This is a genomic window from Bacillus sp. EKM501B (genome assembly GCF_011800505.1).
In the GTDB taxonomy this organism is placed as follows: Bacteria; Bacillota; Bacilli; order Bacillales; family Bacillaceae_G; genus Bacillus_A; species Bacillus_A cereus.
Genome location: NZ_JAALFZ010000002.1, coordinates 607,996 through 624,378, shown reverse-complemented (window position 1 = coordinate 624,378; position 16,383 = coordinate 607,996). Strand labels below are relative to the sequence as shown.

Below are 16,383 nucleotides of genomic sequence, written 5' to 3'. Positions count from 1 at the left end.
ATGTTTTTAGAGACTCACTATATTGGTGAGTCTCTTTTCTTTGCGTATAATAGAACTATGAAAGTTGTCTTTTGAAAGGGGAAAAACATACGTGATACATACATACGAAGAAGCGATAGGGTGGATTCATAGCCGATTGAAATTTGGAATTAAGCCAGGATTAGAAAGAATGAAATGGATGCTAGCAGAACTTGGAAATCCAGAGCGTCATATAAAATGTGTTCATCTTGCTGGTACAAATGGAAAAGGTTCAACATTAACATATATGCGTTACATGTTAGAAGGCGCGAAATATAAGGTAGGAACGTTTACCTCTCCTTACATCGAAACATTTAATGAGCGCATTAGTGTGAATGGAACACCAATTGCAGACGAAGAGATTACTGAACTTGTAAAGATGGTAAAACCAGTCGTGGAAAAACTAGATGAAACGGATTTAGGGGAAGCGACAGAGTTTGAAATTATTACTGTTATGGCGATTTACTATTTCGGTAAAGTCAATTTCTGTGATGTTGTTTTATTTGAAACAGGGCTTGGTGGACGTTTTGACTCTACTAATGTCATACACCCTGTTCTCACGATTATTACGAATATCGGTCACGATCATATGCATATTTTAGGAAATACACTAGGGGAAATTGCATATGAAAAGGCGGGGATTATTAAGTCTGGCGTGCCGGTAATTACTGGTGTACAAGATGAAGAAGCTTTGCAAGTCATTCAAAATGTTGCAAAGGAAAATCATGCAAACTTATACGAACTTAGCAAGCATTTTACAGCGTTACATAAACAGTCTAATGAAGATGGGGAACAGTTTGATTTTACTTGTCCTTTTTCCGCATTTGAAGATTTGCAAATCTCAATGAAAGGCATTCATCAAGTAGGAAATGCAGCGTTAGCACTTATGGCAGTAATGTATGTAAAAACATATTTATCATTTTTAATTGAGGAAGAGGAAATAAGAACGGGATTACTGGAAGCATATTGGATTGGGCGCTTTGAAAAGCTGCAAAGTAACCCGGATATTATTATAGATGGTGCTCATAATCCAGAAGGTATCGAAAGCCTTGTGAAAACAGTAGAAGCGCATTACAAAGATAAAAATGTAATAGTGTTATTTACTGCCCTTGGTGATAAACAATTACATAACATGGTAGGCCAATTAGAAACCATTGCAGATGAAATTATTTTTACAACATTCGCCTTTGATCGTGCTATTTCTGCTGACAAGCTTGCATCATATTCACAGAAAGAATCAAAATTAGTTTTTGAAAATTGGAAAGAGGCAATTGATACAAAAGTTGAAAAGATAGCAGAAAATGATGTTTTTATCATAACGGGTTCTCTTTATTTCATTTCTGAAGTACGAAAATATATTCGCGAGAAAAACTAGATAGTCTTTGCTATCTAGTTTTTTTGTTCTACAAATGAAGTCAAATGCATACATATAAGATAAATATATAGGGTTATTTGGCGAATTCCTCTGACAAATATCTCGTTTTTTTATGAAATGAATATGATATGATGCGGACAACGATAAGAGGTGAGGTGTGAGTGTATGGACAAGCAATCACGAACGATCTCAGTGAAAGTGAATGGAACAGAAGCGAAGTATGAGGAAAAAAAGAAAGATGAATTTGAATGGATGGTAGTAGAAAGTGAACGACCGAAAAATGTTGTTCCGTTTCAAAAAGCGAAATCAATGTCTGTGGAAAAATACCGAAAGAAGTGGAGTAATACATTAATTGTAATCGTTGCAACTGCAATCATTATCGGTACGGCGTTTGGAATGGGGATGCTTCATTTACTTACTGGACAAGGAACGACAGGAGGAAGTGAAGTGACAGCTTCAAGGCCGACTGGAAATGGAGAATCAAAGGTGGGTGGAACGGCAGAACAAACACCAGCACCGAAAGAAGAAAAACAAAAAGCACAGGCAGGAACGTCATTGGATCCGATGAAATTATTTTTTGTTCAAGGGGGGCTTTATTCTTCTGAAGAAAAGGGACAGGCAGCTCTTGAAGAATGGAAAGGCAATGGGGGCATTGGTGCTTTGAGACCGAGCGGTGATAAGTATGCAATAGTTGTTGGTATTGCTAGCGATGAACAGTCTATAAATCAATTAATGACTAAGTATAAAAATGATGGTGTCTCCGTTTTAAAAAAGAGCTGGGATATAACAGATAAAGCATTGCTGAAAGATGATAAAGAAGTAGGGACATTTTTAACAAAAGTGCAGCCATTATACACTCATTTAGCAAAATATGCTTCTAGCGTACAAGTTGGTGGAAAAAGCAGCCCAAAAGATATAGAAGCAATTGAAAAAGAATGGAAAAAGGTTGAAAAAGAAGGGGAAAGTATGAAACGAGAAGAAGCAAAGAAACTGTATATGTATACGTCGGTAGCTGTACAAACAGTAAAAGATGGGAAGATGGATAAGGAATCTTTGGCGAAATTAAATCAAGTTATTATTGATGGTTTACTCTCGTATGAAAAAATTGTTTCGTAGAAAGTGAAATGATAGGATAATAAAATGAGTAAGAAAGAAGTACATGTACTTCTTTCTTTTCTTTTGAATTTAGAGCAAAGTGCTTTCTCTATGACGGGAATATAATCGTATGCAATAAAGAAGTTTTATTTTAGTTAGAGAAATTAATATTTCTTTCATTTGTGGGCAAACTATTCCTTTGATACGATTAATATAAATTGTTCTGCTTCATGTGAGAAAGGAAGGAGAAAATATGAGAAAAATAATTTTAGCTTCAGGATCACCTCGGAGGAAGGAATTACTTGAGTTAGCTAGTGTGCCATTTGAAATCGTTGTAAGTGAAGTAGAGGAAACAATTGGTGCATATTCATCGCCTTCTGATATTGTAATGTCGCTTGCCTTGCAAAAAGCATCAGCGGTGGCAGAAAATAATAGTGATCACATTGTGTTAGGTGCAGATACAATTGTTACATATGAGTCGCGTATTCTTGGTAAGCCTTCTAATGAGGATGAGGCGAAAGAGATGTTACAATTACTATCAGGGAAAACACATGAAGTGTATACAGGTGTTGCGATTATAGCAAAAGAAAAAACGGTTACTTTTTATGAGCGTACAGAAGTTACATTTTGGGAGTTAACAGAAGAGGAAATTGATACATACGTCGCGTCGAAAGAACCTCTTGATAAAGCCGGTAGTTATGGGATTCAAGGTAAAGGATCTATTTTCGTTCAAAATATTCAAGGGGACTACTATAGTGTAGTTGGCTTACCAATTGCACGTCTCGTTCGGGAATTAAAACAATTTGATATTGATGTAACCCATGCGTAAAATTGCATGGGGTTTTCTTTGAGAGAACAAATAAAGGGGTGGAGAGATGAACGGTATTCGTGATGTTGTAAGAGAAGAACAGCCACGGGAGCGTTTATTGTTAGAAGGTGCTGGAAGTTTATCAAATCGAGAGCTTCTCGCAGTGTTACTCAGAACAGGTTCTAAAGAAGAAACAGTTTTAAAGTTGTCAGATAAAATTTTACACCAATTTGATGGCTTACGTATGTTGAAAGATGCAACATTAGAGGAGCTAATTAGTATACATGGTATTGGGATTTCAAAGGCATCGCAACTTATGGCAGCCTTTGAACTAGGCAGAAGAATGGTACGTTTAGAATATCAAAATAGATATAGTATTCGAAGTCCAGAAGATTGTGCGAAATACATGATGGAAGAAATGCGTTTTTTACAACAAGAGCATTTTGTTTGTTTATATTTAAATACAAAAAATCAAGTTATACATAGGCAAACGATCTTTATTGGAAGTTTAAACACGTCAATTGTACACCCGAGGGAGGTTTTTAAAGAAGCCTTCCGTCGTGCAGCAGCCTCTATCATATGTCTTCATAACCATCCCTCAGGAGATCCCACGCCGAGCCGTGAAGATATTGAAGTAACAAAACGCTTAGTAGAATGCGGCCAGATTATCGGAATTGAAGTGCTTGATCATATTATAATAGGTGACCATAAATTCGTGAGTTTAAAGGAAAAAGGTCATATTTAAGACTATGCTTTTTACTTATTTTGTTTTATAATGTGATTTATGAGTTTTTTGTAGAAATTTATCTACAAAAAGGATAAAGATATAAAAAACGTACTGTTTTTATAATATAAATTAAGAAAAAATGAGTCCGTGAAAACAAGAAAGGAAGATAAATAATATGTTTGGATTTGGTGGATTTACTCGCGATCTTGGAATAGACTTAGGAACTGCGAACACGCTTGTATATGTAAAAGGAAAAGGTGTAGTTTTACGTGAACCTTCAGTAGTGGCGTTACAAACTGATACGAAACAAATCGTTGCTGTAGGTAGCGACGCAAAACAAATGATTGGTCGTACACCAGGGAACGTTGTGGCACTTCGCCCGATGAAAGACGGTGTAATTGCTGATTACGAAACAACTGCAACAATGATGAAATATTACATTCAACAAGCTCAAAAATCAAACGGTTTCTTCTCACGTAAGCCGTATGTAATGGTATGTGTACCATCTGGTATTACAGCTGTAGAAAGACGTGCAGTAATCGATGCGACTCGTCAAGCGGGTGCTCGTGATGCTTATCCTATCGAAGAGCCATTTGCAGCAGCGATTGGTGCAAACTTACCTGTTTGGGAACCAACTGGTAGTATGGTTGTTGATATCGGTGGTGGTACAACAGAAGTTGCAATTATTTCTCTAGGTGGTATTGTAACAAGCCAGTCAGTCCGTGTTGCTGGTGATGATATGGACGATTCAATCATTCAGTACATTAAGAAAAGCTATAACTTAATGATCGGTGAAAGAACAGCTGAAGCATTAAAATTAGAAATTGGTTCTGCAGGCGAGCCAGAAGGTATCGAGCCTATGGAAATTCGCGGTCGTGATTTAGTAAGTGGTTTACCAAAAACAGTACTAATTCAGCCAGAAGAAATTGCAGATGCATTAAAAGATACAGTAGATGCGATTGTAGAATCAGTTAAAAATACGTTAGAAAAAACTCCACCTGAATTAGCGGCTGATATTATGGACCGCGGTATCGTATTAACAGGTGGCGGGGCATTACTACGTAATTTAGATAAAGTAATTAGTGAAGAAACGAAAATGCCAGTTCTTGTTGCAGAAGATCCATTAGATTGCGTAGCAATTGGAACAGGTAAAGCATTAGACAATATCGATCTTTTCAAAACTGCTGCTCGATAATATTGCAAAATAAAAATCAGTGAAATTAAGAGGGTGTGAACGTGCCACAGTTTTTCTTAAACAAAAGATTAATTGTTTTGTTGGTTAGTATTATTCTTCTCGTGGCATTGATTGGAATCTCATTGAAAGAACGGAACAGTTTAACATGGCCAGAGCAGTTTGTTAAAGATACTGTCGGTGTTGTAGAACGTGTATTCCAAAAGCCAGCGAAATACGTAGCTGGATTCTTCGAAAATGTAGAGGATGTAAAGCGCACGTATGAAGAGAATAAAGAATTAAAAGCAAAATTAGATAATTATGCAGGTCTATCAGGGAAAGTAAAACAATTAGAAGATGATAACAAGAAGCTACAAGAGCTAACTGGTAAAAAAGAGTTAAATAGCGGGTATACTGAAATTCCAGCTACTGTTGTTTCTCGTAATCCAGATAAATGGTACGATTTAATTGGAATTGATAAAGGGGCACAGCAAGGAATTAAAAAAGATATGGCTGTAGTAACTTCACAAGGGTTAGTTGGAAGAGTGAAAAGTGTATCTCAGTTTACATCATCAGTAGAATTACTAAGTTCTATGAGCCGAACAAATCGCGTTTCTGCTATTGTACAAGGGCAAGAGAAAATCTTTGGATTGATTGAAGGTTATGACAAAGAAAAGCAATTACTTCTTTTCACAAAGATTGGCTCTGATGCACCGGTAGAGAAAGATCAACTAGTTGTAACATCTGGACTGGGTGATATTTTCCCGAAAGGTCTTGTAATTGGAAAAATCGTTGAAGTTCAGCCAGATGCATATGGCTTAACAAAAACAGCTTATGTAAAACCTGCCGCTGATTTAAATGACGTAGAGCATATTACGGTTGCTAAACGTGCAACACCTTCAGCGCCATTAGAATAGGAGGAGAAGAAGAGATGATGAAGATATTAAAAAGAGCAGCTCTTCCTCTTTTGCTCCTTTTTGTGTTTCTATTTGAAAATATGTTTGCTACTGTTGTTCCAACGGATGTGTTTTGGAAAGACAGCATAGCAGCACCGCATTTCTTTATAATCGTCTTATGTTTTATTACAGTGTATTATAGTCCGGTCCAAGGGATTTATTACGGACTATTATTTGGCTTCTTATTTGATACCGTATACACAGAACTTGTCGGGATATATATTTTTGCTTATCCGATTTTAGCTTATTTAGTATATAGTGTGATGAAAGTACTACAATTGAATTTATTTATTGTTGTTTCTATCATATTAGCTAGTGTTGTAGCACTAGAGTATTATGTGTATGGATTCTTAACTTTATTAGGACGTACTCATATGCCAGCGTATGTCTTTTTCACAGATCGTCTCCTTTCTACTTTATTGTTAAATGCTATTTTCTTATTGATAGTTTGTTTCCCACTGAGACGATATATAGTGCGTCTTTCAAAAGCGATGGAAGAAAAAGAAAAAAGGATTTTCTAATTTTATGTCGAATTGAATCGGTGGGGTGAACTTTAGTGGAAGAAAAAAAGCAACAAAATGTAACGATAAAAGGGACAAAAGATGGGATAACGCTTCATTTAGATGATTGTTGTTCATTCTCAGAATTATTGGTGGAATTAGACGAAAAACTTTCTACACATTACTACGATGGTGATGGGCGCTCTTTAATTGAAGTGCATGTGAAAGTAGGAAATCGTTATTTAACAGAAGTCCAACAAGAAGAGATTCGTACGTTAATTCGTAATAAAAAGAATCTTGTTGTGGATTCAATTGAAAGTGATGTTATCACTAAAGCAGAAGCAATAGCTTGGAAAGAAGAAACAGAAATTGTCCCTATTTCCAAAATTGTTCGCTCTGGACAAGTTTTACATGTAAAAGGAAATTTGTTGTTAATTGGAGATGTTAATCCAGGCGGAACGGTTATCGCTGGGGGGAATATTTTTGTCGTAGGATCATTAAGAGGAATTGCACATGCTGGGTATTATGGGGATTCGGATGCTGTAATCGCTGCATCTGTTATGAACCCGATGCAACTTCGAATTAGTGATGTGGCAATGCGGGCTCCGGAAGAGAAAGAAGACGGAGCGGAGGCGGCAGAATGTGCGTATATTAATGAGAACAATCACATTGTTGTCGATCGCCTGCAACTTCTCACTCATCTTAGACCTAATTTAACAAAGTTAGAAAGGGGAATTGTATAGCTGTGGGAGAGGCAATAGTAATTACATCTGGAAAAGGCGGAGTAGGTAAAACTACTACATCTGCGAACATTGGTACGGCCCTAGCGTTATCTGGAAAGAAAGTGTGCTTAATTGACACAGATATCGGTCTTCGAAATTTAGACGTAGTAATGGGGCTGGAAAATCGTATTGTATTTGATCTTGTTGATGTCGTTGAAGGGCGTTGCCGTTTACCTCAGGCTCTTATTAAAGACAAACGTTTTGATGATCTTTATTTATTACCTGCAGCACAAACGAGTGATAAATCAGCGGTAACACCTGAACAAATGGATGAATTAATACAAGTATTACGTCAAGATTATGATTACATATTAATCGATTGTCCTGCGGGGATTGAGCAGGGATTTAAAAATGCGGTAGCTGGTGCGGATAAAGCAATCGTTGTTACGACTCCAGAAGTATCCTCAATGCGCGATGCGGATCGTATTATTGGGCTTTTAGAAAAAGAGGATATTGAACCACCGAAACTTGTTATTAACCGTGTACGTAGTCATATGCTTCATGAACAGGATATGTTAGATGTTGATGAAATTGTACGTACATTGTCAATCGAGCTTCTTGGTGTTGTCGAAGATGACGATGAAGTTATTCGAGCTACAAATACAGGTGAACCTGTGGCGTTGCAACCAAGCGGAAAAGCAGCGTTGGCTTATCGTAATATTGCAAGACGCTTGTTAGGTGAGAATGTACCATTACAAGCATTTGAACAAGAAAAGGTATCGGTATTTGCAAAGGTGAAAAACTTCTTTGGAATCCGTTAAGAGCACTTCGCACATATGCGAGGTGCTTTCTTTTTTCTTCACACGAATATCTTTCTTTCTTAGCTCATACATATGTACAAACTGTATACAACTGTTTCTAATGAAATTAGCTTAACGAAAGAAAGGAGACAGTATGAAGAATAGACGCGTAGAAGAAATTAAAAAGCGGATTGCAAAAAGGAAGGCCGAGCAAGAAAGGATGGAGGAAGAGCAGTATTTTAACGGAGGGAATTTCGATAGTGAAGCGGTATTTATTGAAGATGGAGAAAAGGAAATGCATCCTTTATTTCGAAAGGAAGTCTTTTTCTTCAAAGTTTTATTATCAGCAATATTAGTTCTTTCGGTTGCTATTTTATATAAGAATGCTCCTTCTTCATTCAATGGAGCTAAAGCTGTTACAGAAAAAGTGATGAAAGAGGAATTTCAGTTTGCTACTGTAGCGAAATGGTATGAAAAGCAATTTGGAAAACCGCTCGTATTCTATTCGCCGAACGAGAAAAAAGAAGGAAGTATTCAGCAAAAGGATTATGCAATTCCTGCTTCTGGAAAGGTAATGCAAGGGTTTCAAAAAAATGGCCAAGGTGTATTTGTCCAAACAGCTACAAATGCAAAAGTGGAGTCAGTAAATGAAGGGTTAGTTGTTTTTGCAGGCAAGAAAGAGGAACTTGGAAATACAGTTCAAATTCAACATGCAGATGGTACGGAGTCATGGTATGCAAACTTAAACGATATGTCAGTGAAATTATATGATTACGTTTCAAAGAAACAAAAAATTGGAACGGTGAGTAATGATACAAATGATAAAAATGGAAAGTTTTATTTCGCGATAAAAAAGAATGAAAAATTTATTGATCCGATCCAGGTGATATCATTTGATTAAATATAGGGACGTTTTAACGAAAATTTCCGTGCATCCATTATTTTGGGTTATTATTGTCATTGGTATTTTTACTGCGCGTTTTAAAGAGTTACTACTGTTATTTTGTATTGTTCTTATTCATGAACTTGGGCATGCTTTTGCAGCAGCACACTATAATTGGCGTATAAAAAGAATTCAACTTTTGCCGTTTGGTGGCGTGGCCGAGCTTGAGGAACATGGTAATAAGTCATTGAAAGAGGAACTTGTTGTCGTAATTGCAGGACCGATTCAACATGTTTGGATGATGCTGGTAGGTTATATGTTGTTCGAAGTCGGCTGGCTGAATACAGATTTATATTATTTCTTTATGTGGAATAATATAATTATTTTAGCATTTAATTTACTCCCTATTTGGCCGTTAGATGGCGGGAAAGTATTGTTTAATGTATTATCATATCGTCTCCCTTATTTACAAGCACATGAAAAGATGATGCAATTGTCATGTGTTTTTTTTGGTGTAATATTAGGATGGCAGTTACTCTGGAATAGTAACAATATTATGATGTGGGTACTACTCATATTTTTAGCAGTGTCATTATATCAAGAGTGGAAACAAAGACGGTATGCATTTATGCGTTTTTTATTAGAACGTTATTATGGAAACAAAAGAGGAATCGAAAAGATTGCACCTATTGAAGTGCAAACGGAAGATCGTTTATATACGATCTTCACAAAATTTCGTAGAGGATATAAGCATTCTATTATCGTCCGTGGAAAATATAAAGAGCATTACACATTGGATGAAAATGAATTGCTCTATGCATATTTTACTGAAAAACGAACAACTTCATCAGTTGAAGAATTAATCGGTTAGTGTTGACGATAGCACTAACCTTTTATTATTGTAAAAGCAAAGAAGATTATAAAGTGAGGAAATAATTTTGAAAACGTTATATGTGAATTACGCTGGTTCGGAAAAGCGCGTTGCAATTGAAGAGAAGAAAAAAATTGTTGAGTTTTTATGGAAACGTAATGAAGAGCAAGAGATTGTTGGGCATATTTATGTTGGACGTGTCGTAAGAACAATTGCTGGAATGAATGCAGCTTTTGTAAACATCGGTTTAGAAAAACATGCTTACCTTTCATACGATGATGTACCATCTTCTTATCGTATACATGAAGGGCAAGCGATACTCGTACAAGTTGTGAAAGAGGCAATTGATACGAAAGGGCCTAAATTGACAGCGAATATAGAATTTACCGGGAAATATGTCGTTTATATGCCGTTTGATGAGATGCGCGCTGTTTCTCGAAAAATAAAAAATAATAAAAGAAGACAACAGCTACTCCAAATTGAAATAGAGGGAACGGGGGGATACATTTTCCGCTCTGCTTCTGAAAAAGGAGCAATTGAAGAAATACAAGCTGAAATGCAAGGGTTACAACAGTTGTATGAAGAGTTAAAAAGAAAAGAGGGCCAAGGAAAGGCGCCGTTATTACTTCATCGACCGGCGACCTTTTTAGATCGTGTATTTCAAGAGAATCCAATTGAAACCATTGAAAAAGTAGTTGTAGATACAAGAAGTATAGTAAAAGAATTAGAAGACAAAGTTGGAAAAGAAAAAGTATCTTTTTATAATGAAAAGTCTTCGATGTTTAACCATTTTGGAATAGAGCGTGAAATTGAGAAAGCACTCCAAAAAATTGTGTGGCTTCCAAATGGTGCTTATTTAATTGTAGAACAAATGGAGACGATGACTGTAATTGATGTGAATACGGGCAAGTTTACGGGAAAACAAAATTTACAAGATACAGTACTTCGCACAAATGAGATGGCAGCTGAAGAAATTGCACGCCAATTAAGACTTCGTGATATTGGTGGTATGATATTAATTGATTTTATTAATATGAAAAAAAGAGAAGATAAAGAAAAGGTAAGAGAATGTCTTATAGCTGCTATGCAAGATGACCGCACATATACAAGGGTGCTCGGCTTTACGGAGCTAGGGATTTTGGAAATGACACGTAAACGTAAAAAGCATTCTTTACGGGACGTATTATTAAAAGAGTGTGTACCTTGCAAAGCGACGGGTTATGTGATGTCGCATGAAACAATTGCGTATGAGTTAGAGAGAGAACTAATCACATATGGCAATATAGAAGATGAAGCGGTATTAATCGCTGCGCCTAAAGAACTGCAAAAACAGTTTTTGCAAAAAGAATTACAAAAAAATATTCCATTTGAAATTTATTTCAAAGATGATAATATCGAAAAGTATGCTATCGTTCGTTTTGGAAGTAAAAAAGAAATTGTAGAGCGGAAAAAATAGTTAGCAGAACATTTATTGACAACCGTCTATGATTCATGATAACATCTTTATGTTATAGTTTATAGCACCTAAACGGCTATATGCTACAACCGCACAAGACAGGTTCCCTAAAGGCATTTATGTCTACCTCGTTTTTGGCGAGTCTTAGTAATTAAGAGGAGGTGCAAGTATGTACGCAATTATCGAAACAGGTGGAAAACAAATTAAAGTTGAAGCTGGTCAAGCAATCTACATTGAAAAATTAGATGTTGAAGCTGGTGAAACTGTTACTTTTGACAAAGTTCTTTTCGTTGGTGGCGAAAACGTTAAAGTTGGTAGCCCAGTTGTAGAAGGTGCAACAGTTACTGCGAAAGTTGAAAAACAAGGTCGCGCTAAGAAAATTATCGTTTTCAAATACAAAGCGAAAAAGAACAATCGTAAGAAACAAGGTCATCGTCAACCTTACACTAAGCTAGTTGTTGAAGCTATCAACGCTTAATTCTGGTTAACATGATTAAAATTACGATAAGTCGCACGAAATTAGGAAGTATCCAATCATTTAAAATGACTGGACATGCCGATTATGCGCCACATGGACAAGACCTTGTCTGTGCTGGAACTACAGCGGTTGTGTTTGGTTCTATAAATGCAGTGGAAGAACTTTGTAATGTGCAAGCAACTATTGAACTCGGAAGTGATGGCGGATTCTTAACGTATGAATTGCCTAATGATTTAGACGTTCATACAGCAGAAAAAGCACAAACGCTTTTAGAAGGATTAGTTGTTTCGCTTAAGACGATCGAACTTGATTACGGAAAGTATATCCGTTTAATAGAAAAAGTGCAGGAGGTGTAACGTATGTTAAGATTAGATCTTCAGTTTTTCGCATCTAAGAAAGGTGTAGGTAGTACAAAGAACGGTCGTGACTCTCAGTCAAAACGTCTTGGTGCTAAACGCGCAGATGGTCAAACGGTTACAGGTGGTTCAATTCTTTACCGTCAACGCGGTACAAAAATTTATCCAGGTGTTAACGTTGGTCGTGGTGGCGATGACACTTTATACGCGAAAGTTGACGGCGTAGTACGCTTTGAGCGTCTTGGTCGTGACCGCAAACAAGTGAGCGTATATCCTGTTGCTCAAGAAGCATAAGAACTCACGGAAAACTCTAACCTGAGTGCAGGTTAGAGTTTTTCTATATTAAGGGGTATCTAAATGAATGAAAAATGGACAATTATAGATGCATTGCGCCATTCAAGACATGATTGGCTCAATCGTATGCAGATGGTGAAAGGAAACCTTTCCCTTGGAAAAGTGGAAGAAATTCATAGTCTCATCGATCGTTTTGTCCAAGAAGCGAGACAAGAATCCAATCTGATGGGGCTATCAATGCCTTTATTTTCAGAGTGGATTTTAACATATAATTGGAAACAGCAGCCGTGCTTATTGGAGTACGAAGTATTAGGGAAATTACATAACTTATCTCACTTAGATGAGACTGTATGTACATGGACGAATCAATTTTTCTCGATGCTTCAGCATAGTTTAGACGTATATGTTGAAAATTATGTTTGTATCACAATTGAATGTGACGCGGATAATGCTCGTTTCTTTTTTGATTTTCGTGGTAAGCTAACGAGTGTAGAAGAACTACAGAATTGGCTTGCGACCCAAAACAATAAATGGTATTCCATTTCTTATACAGTGCGAGACGAAGAAGTCTCAGTTATATTACAACCAATTGAAAAAAGTGTGGTGAAATAATGTTTGTAGATCAGGTCAAGATATATGTAAAAGGCGGCGACGGTGGTAACGGTATGGTTGCGTATCGTCGTGAGAAGTATGTACCAAAAGGTGGCCCAGCAGGTGGCGACGGCGGTAAAGGTGCAGATGTTGTTTTCGTAGTTGAGGAAGGCTTACGTACATTAATGGACTTCCGCTACCAACGTCATTTCAAAGCTGATCGCGGTCAGCACGGAATGAGTAAAGGTCAGCACGGACGTAAATCTGAAGATTTACTTGTAAAGGTTCCACCAGGAACAGTAGTAAAAGATGAAAAAACTGGTCAAATTCTTGCCGATTTAGTAACGCATGGACAAACTGCTGTAATTGCAAAAGGTGGCCGCGGTGGCCGTGGTAACTCACGTTTTGCAACAGCTACGAACCCAGCGCCAGAAATCGCTGAGAACGGGGAACCAGGTCAAGAGCGTGATGTTATTCTAGAACTTAAAGTACTAGCAGACGTTGGACTTGTTGGATTCCCAAGTGTAGGTAAATCTACATTATTATCTGTTGTATCATCAGCGCGTCCGAAAATTGCAGAGTATCACTTCACAACAATCGTTCCAAATCTTGGTGTTGTTGAAACTGGTGATAACCGCAGCTTCGTTATGGCTGACCTTCCAGGACTAATTGAAGGCGCACATGCTGGCGTCGGACTTGGACACCAATTCTTACGTCATATTGAGCGTACACGTGTAATCGTGCATGTTATTGATATGTCTGGTTTAGAAGGCCGTGATCCATATGAAGATTACGTAACGATTAATAATGAATTAAAAGAATACAATCTTCGCTTAACTGAGCGTCCACAAGTTGTTGTTGCAAACAAAATGGATATGCCAGATGCAGAAGAAAACTTACAAGCATTTAAAGAGAAAGTGGGAGACGAAGTAAAAATCTTCCCAATCTCAGCTGTAACAAGACAAGGGGTTCGTGACTTACTGTTTGAAGTAGCGAACTTAATAGAAACAACACCAGAATTCCCAATACATGAAGTTGCGGATGAGTCTGATACAAGTGTAATGTACAAATTTGATACTGAAGGTGTTAAATTTGAAATTACACGTGAAAGTGATGGCACGTTTGTTATCTCTGGTTACGATATCGAGAAAACATTCAAGATGACAGACTTCTCACGTGATGAATCTGTACGTCGTTTCGCTCGTCAAATGCGCGGAATGGGTATTGATGAAGCGCTTCGTGCACGTGGTGCAAAAGACGGAGATATTGTAAAAATTCTTGAATATGAATTTGAATTTATCGATTAAGACTGCCGAAATACGGCAGTCTTTTTTTATATCGTAAAAATAGGATTTATATAGGAAAAAATCCCCACTAATTAAATTTTCAATTTATAATAAAAAGGGGAGTGGTTTTAGAAGAATTTTTTTATGGGGAGAAAACGAACATGTATAAAATATTAATTGTAGAAGATGATGAGAAAATCGCGGGAATATTAGAAGAGCATTTAGAAAGGTATGGCTATCAATCATTTAGAGCAAGTGATTTACGTCAAATAAAAGATGAGTTTGTAAAAGTGAATCCTCATCTTGTGTTACTTGATATTAATTTACCGTACTTTGACGGTTTTTATTGGTGTCGTCAAATTCGTACTGTATCGAATGCACCAATTATTTTTGTTTCTGCAAGAACAGGAGAAATGGATCAAGTAATGGCGATTGAAAATGGCGGCGATGATTATATTACGAAGCCATTCCATTTAGATATCGTAATGGCAAAGGTGAAGAGTGCACTTCGCCGTGGTTACGGAGAGTATGCTTCTGCCGCTGAGAGTGATTGTTTAGGTGTAAATGGACTGTTGTTATTCCCGTCTCAGCATATTGTTGAGTGGCAAGGACAACAAACTGAACTGACAAAAAATGAGTTTTACTTATTAGAGTGTTTAATGAAACAGGTGAATCAATATGTAACGCGCGAAGAACTGTTAGAAGCTCTATGGGATGAAGTAGCATTTGTGGATGATAATACATTAACCGTAAATGTAAAACGTGTAAGGAAGAAACTAGAGGAGTTAGGCATTAAAAATGCAATTGTAACGAAACGTGGATATGGTTATGCGCTTTTTACGGAGTGGGGCGAAGGGCATGAAGGTTAAAAATTACCTTATGGACCGCTTTTCTTTAATTCTTTCTTATATTGTTAGCCTTTGTTTATTTGGGCTCGTTTTACAGCTGCAAAGTCTTTTAGAAAAGAAATCCATTGATTGGAGTACGTGGTTATATGGACTTTTATTAGGAACAGTTGTGTTTACTGTATACCTCATTTACGATTACCGAAAACGGAGTGTGTTTTTAAAGAGGATCGAAAAGTATGTTACTGATGGAAATACATTACATGACTCTTTACTTATTGATGAATCTTATACATCAGAGCAAGAAATGGTCGTTGAATCTTTTACGTTATTAAGACAGCAATATATGAATGAAGTTCATAAACAGCATGCGAAAGAGCAACAGCAAATGATATTTATGAACCAATGGATTCACCAAATGAAAACACCAGTATCTGTTATTGAATTATTGCTGCAAAAGTTTGGCAAAGAGCATCGTGAGGCAAGAGCAACAGTTGAAAGTATTCGTGAAGAAAATAACCGTATACTAAATGGTTTAGATTTAGCGTTACATATGGCAAGACTAGAGCAGTTTGCGAAAGATTATAAGATAGAAGTAGTAAATGTTATAGATGTCGTGCGAGGTATTATTAATGAAAATCGGAAATCCTTTATTCAATCGTCTGTATTTCCGAAAGTGATGTTTGAAGAAGATACTTGTATGGTTGCATCTGATAGAAAATGGCTGAGTATTGCTATAGGTCAAATTGTTGTAAACGCAATCAAGTATACAAAAATTTCAGCGGCAGAGAAAAAAGAAATTCAATTTCAAATTGAAGAGAAAAATCAAAAGGTGTTATTACATATTAAGGACAATGGAATTGGTATTCCAGAGCAAGACGTAAAGCGCATATTTGATCCATTTTTTACGGGAATAAATGGACGTAAAACGAGAGAAGCGACTGGGATGGGCTTATATATTACGAAGGAAATTTGCGATAATTTACATCATGGAATGTATGTCCAATCGGCTGAAGGAGAAGGGACAACATTCACGTTCCAATTTGCAAAAGATGAAGAATATCATACATTGATGAGAAAAATGACAAAACTGTAAGATAACAAAACGTTTTGTAAGGGAAATCACTCGTTTCTTTTTCTTATTTTTCTTA

Annotated in this window: 19 protein-coding genes and 1 other annotated feature; all 19 genes read left to right on the top strand. The window is 36.8% G+C overall.

The genetic code is table 11. From position 1 onward, the window contains the following. Positions 1-91 precede the first annotated feature (91 nt). The 19 genes from HFD78_RS08040 to HFD78_RS07950 all read left to right on the top strand — a co-directional run bounded on the left by HFD78_RS08040 (position 92) and on the right by HFD78_RS07950 (position 16,328). Positions 92-1,393: a bifunctional folylpolyglutamate synthase/dihydrofolate synthase gene (locus HFD78_RS08040; protein ID WP_000582036.1), complete on the top strand. Its 1,302-nt coding sequence runs from the start codon at positions 92-94 to the stop codon at positions 1,391-1,393. A 165-nt stretch (positions 1,394-1,558) separates the two neighbouring features. Continuing rightward, positions 1,559-2,509, top strand: coding sequence for a hypothetical protein (locus HFD78_RS08035; protein ID WP_000361010.1), 951 nt, complete (start codon positions 1,559-1,561; stop codon positions 2,507-2,509). Positions 2,510-2,741: 232 nt separating this feature from the next. Beyond that, entirely contained in the window at positions 2,742-3,317 is a 576-nt protein-coding gene (locus HFD78_RS08030; RefSeq protein WP_001226291.1) for a Maf family protein, read from the top strand. Positions 3,318-3,363: 46 nt separating this feature from the next. Further along, positions 3,364-4,041: a DNA repair protein RadC gene (radC, locus tag HFD78_RS08025; RefSeq protein ID WP_001013391.1), complete on the top strand. Its 678-nt coding sequence runs from the start codon at positions 3,364-3,366 to the stop codon at positions 4,039-4,041. A gap of 157 nt (positions 4,042-4,198) precedes the next feature. Next, positions 4,199-5,218, top strand: a complete 1,020-nt coding sequence (gene mreB / locus HFD78_RS08020; protein WP_000466736.1) for a cell shape-determining protein MreB — start codon at positions 4,199-4,201, stop codon at positions 5,216-5,218. A gap of 41 nt (positions 5,219-5,259) precedes the next feature. Beyond that, positions 5,260-6,111, top strand: a complete 852-nt coding sequence (mreC, locus tag HFD78_RS08015; RefSeq protein ID WP_001135488.1) for a rod shape-determining protein MreC — start codon at positions 5,260-5,262, stop codon at positions 6,109-6,111. A gap of 14 nt (positions 6,112-6,125) precedes the next feature. Then, positions 6,126-6,671: a rod shape-determining protein MreD gene (gene mreD, locus HFD78_RS08010; RefSeq protein WP_000975766.1), complete on the top strand. Its 546-nt coding sequence runs from the start codon at positions 6,126-6,128 to the stop codon at positions 6,669-6,671. 35 nt (positions 6,672-6,706) lie between these two features. Next, the gene (gene minC, locus HFD78_RS08005) at positions 6,707-7,393 is read left to right on the top strand and encodes a septum site-determining protein MinC (RefSeq protein WP_000391525.1); all 687 of its coding nucleotides are present in this window, start codon (positions 6,707-6,709) and stop codon (positions 7,391-7,393) included. 2 nt (positions 7,394-7,395) lie between these two features. Then, positions 7,396-8,193: a septum site-determining protein MinD gene (gene minD / locus HFD78_RS08000; RefSeq protein ID WP_000503309.1), complete on the top strand. Its 798-nt coding sequence runs from the start codon at positions 7,396-7,398 to the stop codon at positions 8,191-8,193. 133 nt (positions 8,194-8,326) lie between these two features. Further along, positions 8,327-9,073 (top strand): stage IV sporulation protein SpoIVFA, encoded by a 747-nt coding sequence (gene spoIVFA / locus HFD78_RS07995; RefSeq protein ID WP_000797471.1) that lies wholly within the window; start codon positions 8,327-8,329, stop codon positions 9,071-9,073. After that, the gene (gene spoIVFB, locus HFD78_RS07990) at positions 9,066-9,926 is read left to right on the top strand and encodes a stage IV sporulation intramembrane metalloprotease SpoIVFB (RefSeq protein ID WP_000599057.1); all 861 of its coding nucleotides are present in this window, start codon (positions 9,066-9,068) and stop codon (positions 9,924-9,926) included. The genes spoIVFA and spoIVFB overlap by 8 nt, the downstream gene beginning before the upstream one ends. A 67-nt stretch (positions 9,927-9,993) precedes the next feature. Then, on the top strand, positions 9,994-11,382 hold the full coding sequence (locus HFD78_RS07985; RefSeq protein WP_000855488.1) for an Rne/Rng family ribonuclease: 1,389 nt from the start codon (positions 9,994-9,996) through the stop codon (positions 11,380-11,382). A gap of 77 nt (positions 11,383-11,459) precedes the next feature. Next, positions 11,460-11,537: a sequence feature (ribosomal protein L21 leader region), on the top strand. Between the two features lie 14 nt (positions 11,538-11,551). After that, positions 11,552-11,860, top strand: a complete 309-nt coding sequence (gene rplU / locus HFD78_RS07980; RefSeq protein ID WP_000270907.1) for a 50S ribosomal protein L21 — start codon at positions 11,552-11,554, stop codon at positions 11,858-11,860. A gap of 11 nt (positions 11,861-11,871) precedes the next feature. Next, positions 11,872-12,216: a ribosomal-processing cysteine protease Prp gene (locus HFD78_RS07975; RefSeq protein ID WP_002001054.1), complete on the top strand. Its 345-nt coding sequence runs from the start codon at positions 11,872-11,874 to the stop codon at positions 12,214-12,216. A gap of 3 nt (positions 12,217-12,219) precedes the next feature. Further along, positions 12,220-12,510, top strand: a complete 291-nt coding sequence (gene rpmA, locus HFD78_RS07970; RefSeq protein WP_000944958.1) for a 50S ribosomal protein L27 — start codon at positions 12,220-12,222, stop codon at positions 12,508-12,510. Positions 12,511-12,573: 63 nt separating this feature from the next. Continuing rightward, a complete protein-coding gene (locus tag HFD78_RS07965; protein WP_001003584.1) occupies positions 12,574-13,122 on the top strand; it encodes a sporulation initiation phosphotransferase B in 549 nt (182 codons plus the stop codon). After that, the gene (gene obgE, locus HFD78_RS07960; protein WP_000497128.1) at positions 13,122-14,408 is read left to right on the top strand and encodes a GTPase ObgE; all 1,287 of its coding nucleotides are present in this window, start codon (positions 13,122-13,124) and stop codon (positions 14,406-14,408) included. The genes HFD78_RS07965 and obgE overlap by 1 nt, the downstream gene beginning before the upstream one ends. A gap of 140 nt (positions 14,409-14,548) precedes the next feature. Beyond that, positions 14,549-15,256: a response regulator transcription factor gene (locus HFD78_RS07955; RefSeq protein ID WP_001986640.1), complete on the top strand. Its 708-nt coding sequence runs from the start codon at positions 14,549-14,551 to the stop codon at positions 15,254-15,256. Next, a complete protein-coding gene (locus HFD78_RS07950; RefSeq protein WP_000865398.1) occupies positions 15,246-16,328 on the top strand; it encodes a HAMP domain-containing histidine kinase in 1,083 nt (360 codons plus the stop codon). The genes HFD78_RS07955 and HFD78_RS07950 overlap by 11 nt, the downstream gene beginning before the upstream one ends. The last annotated feature ends 55 nt before the right edge of the window (positions 16,329-16,383 follow it).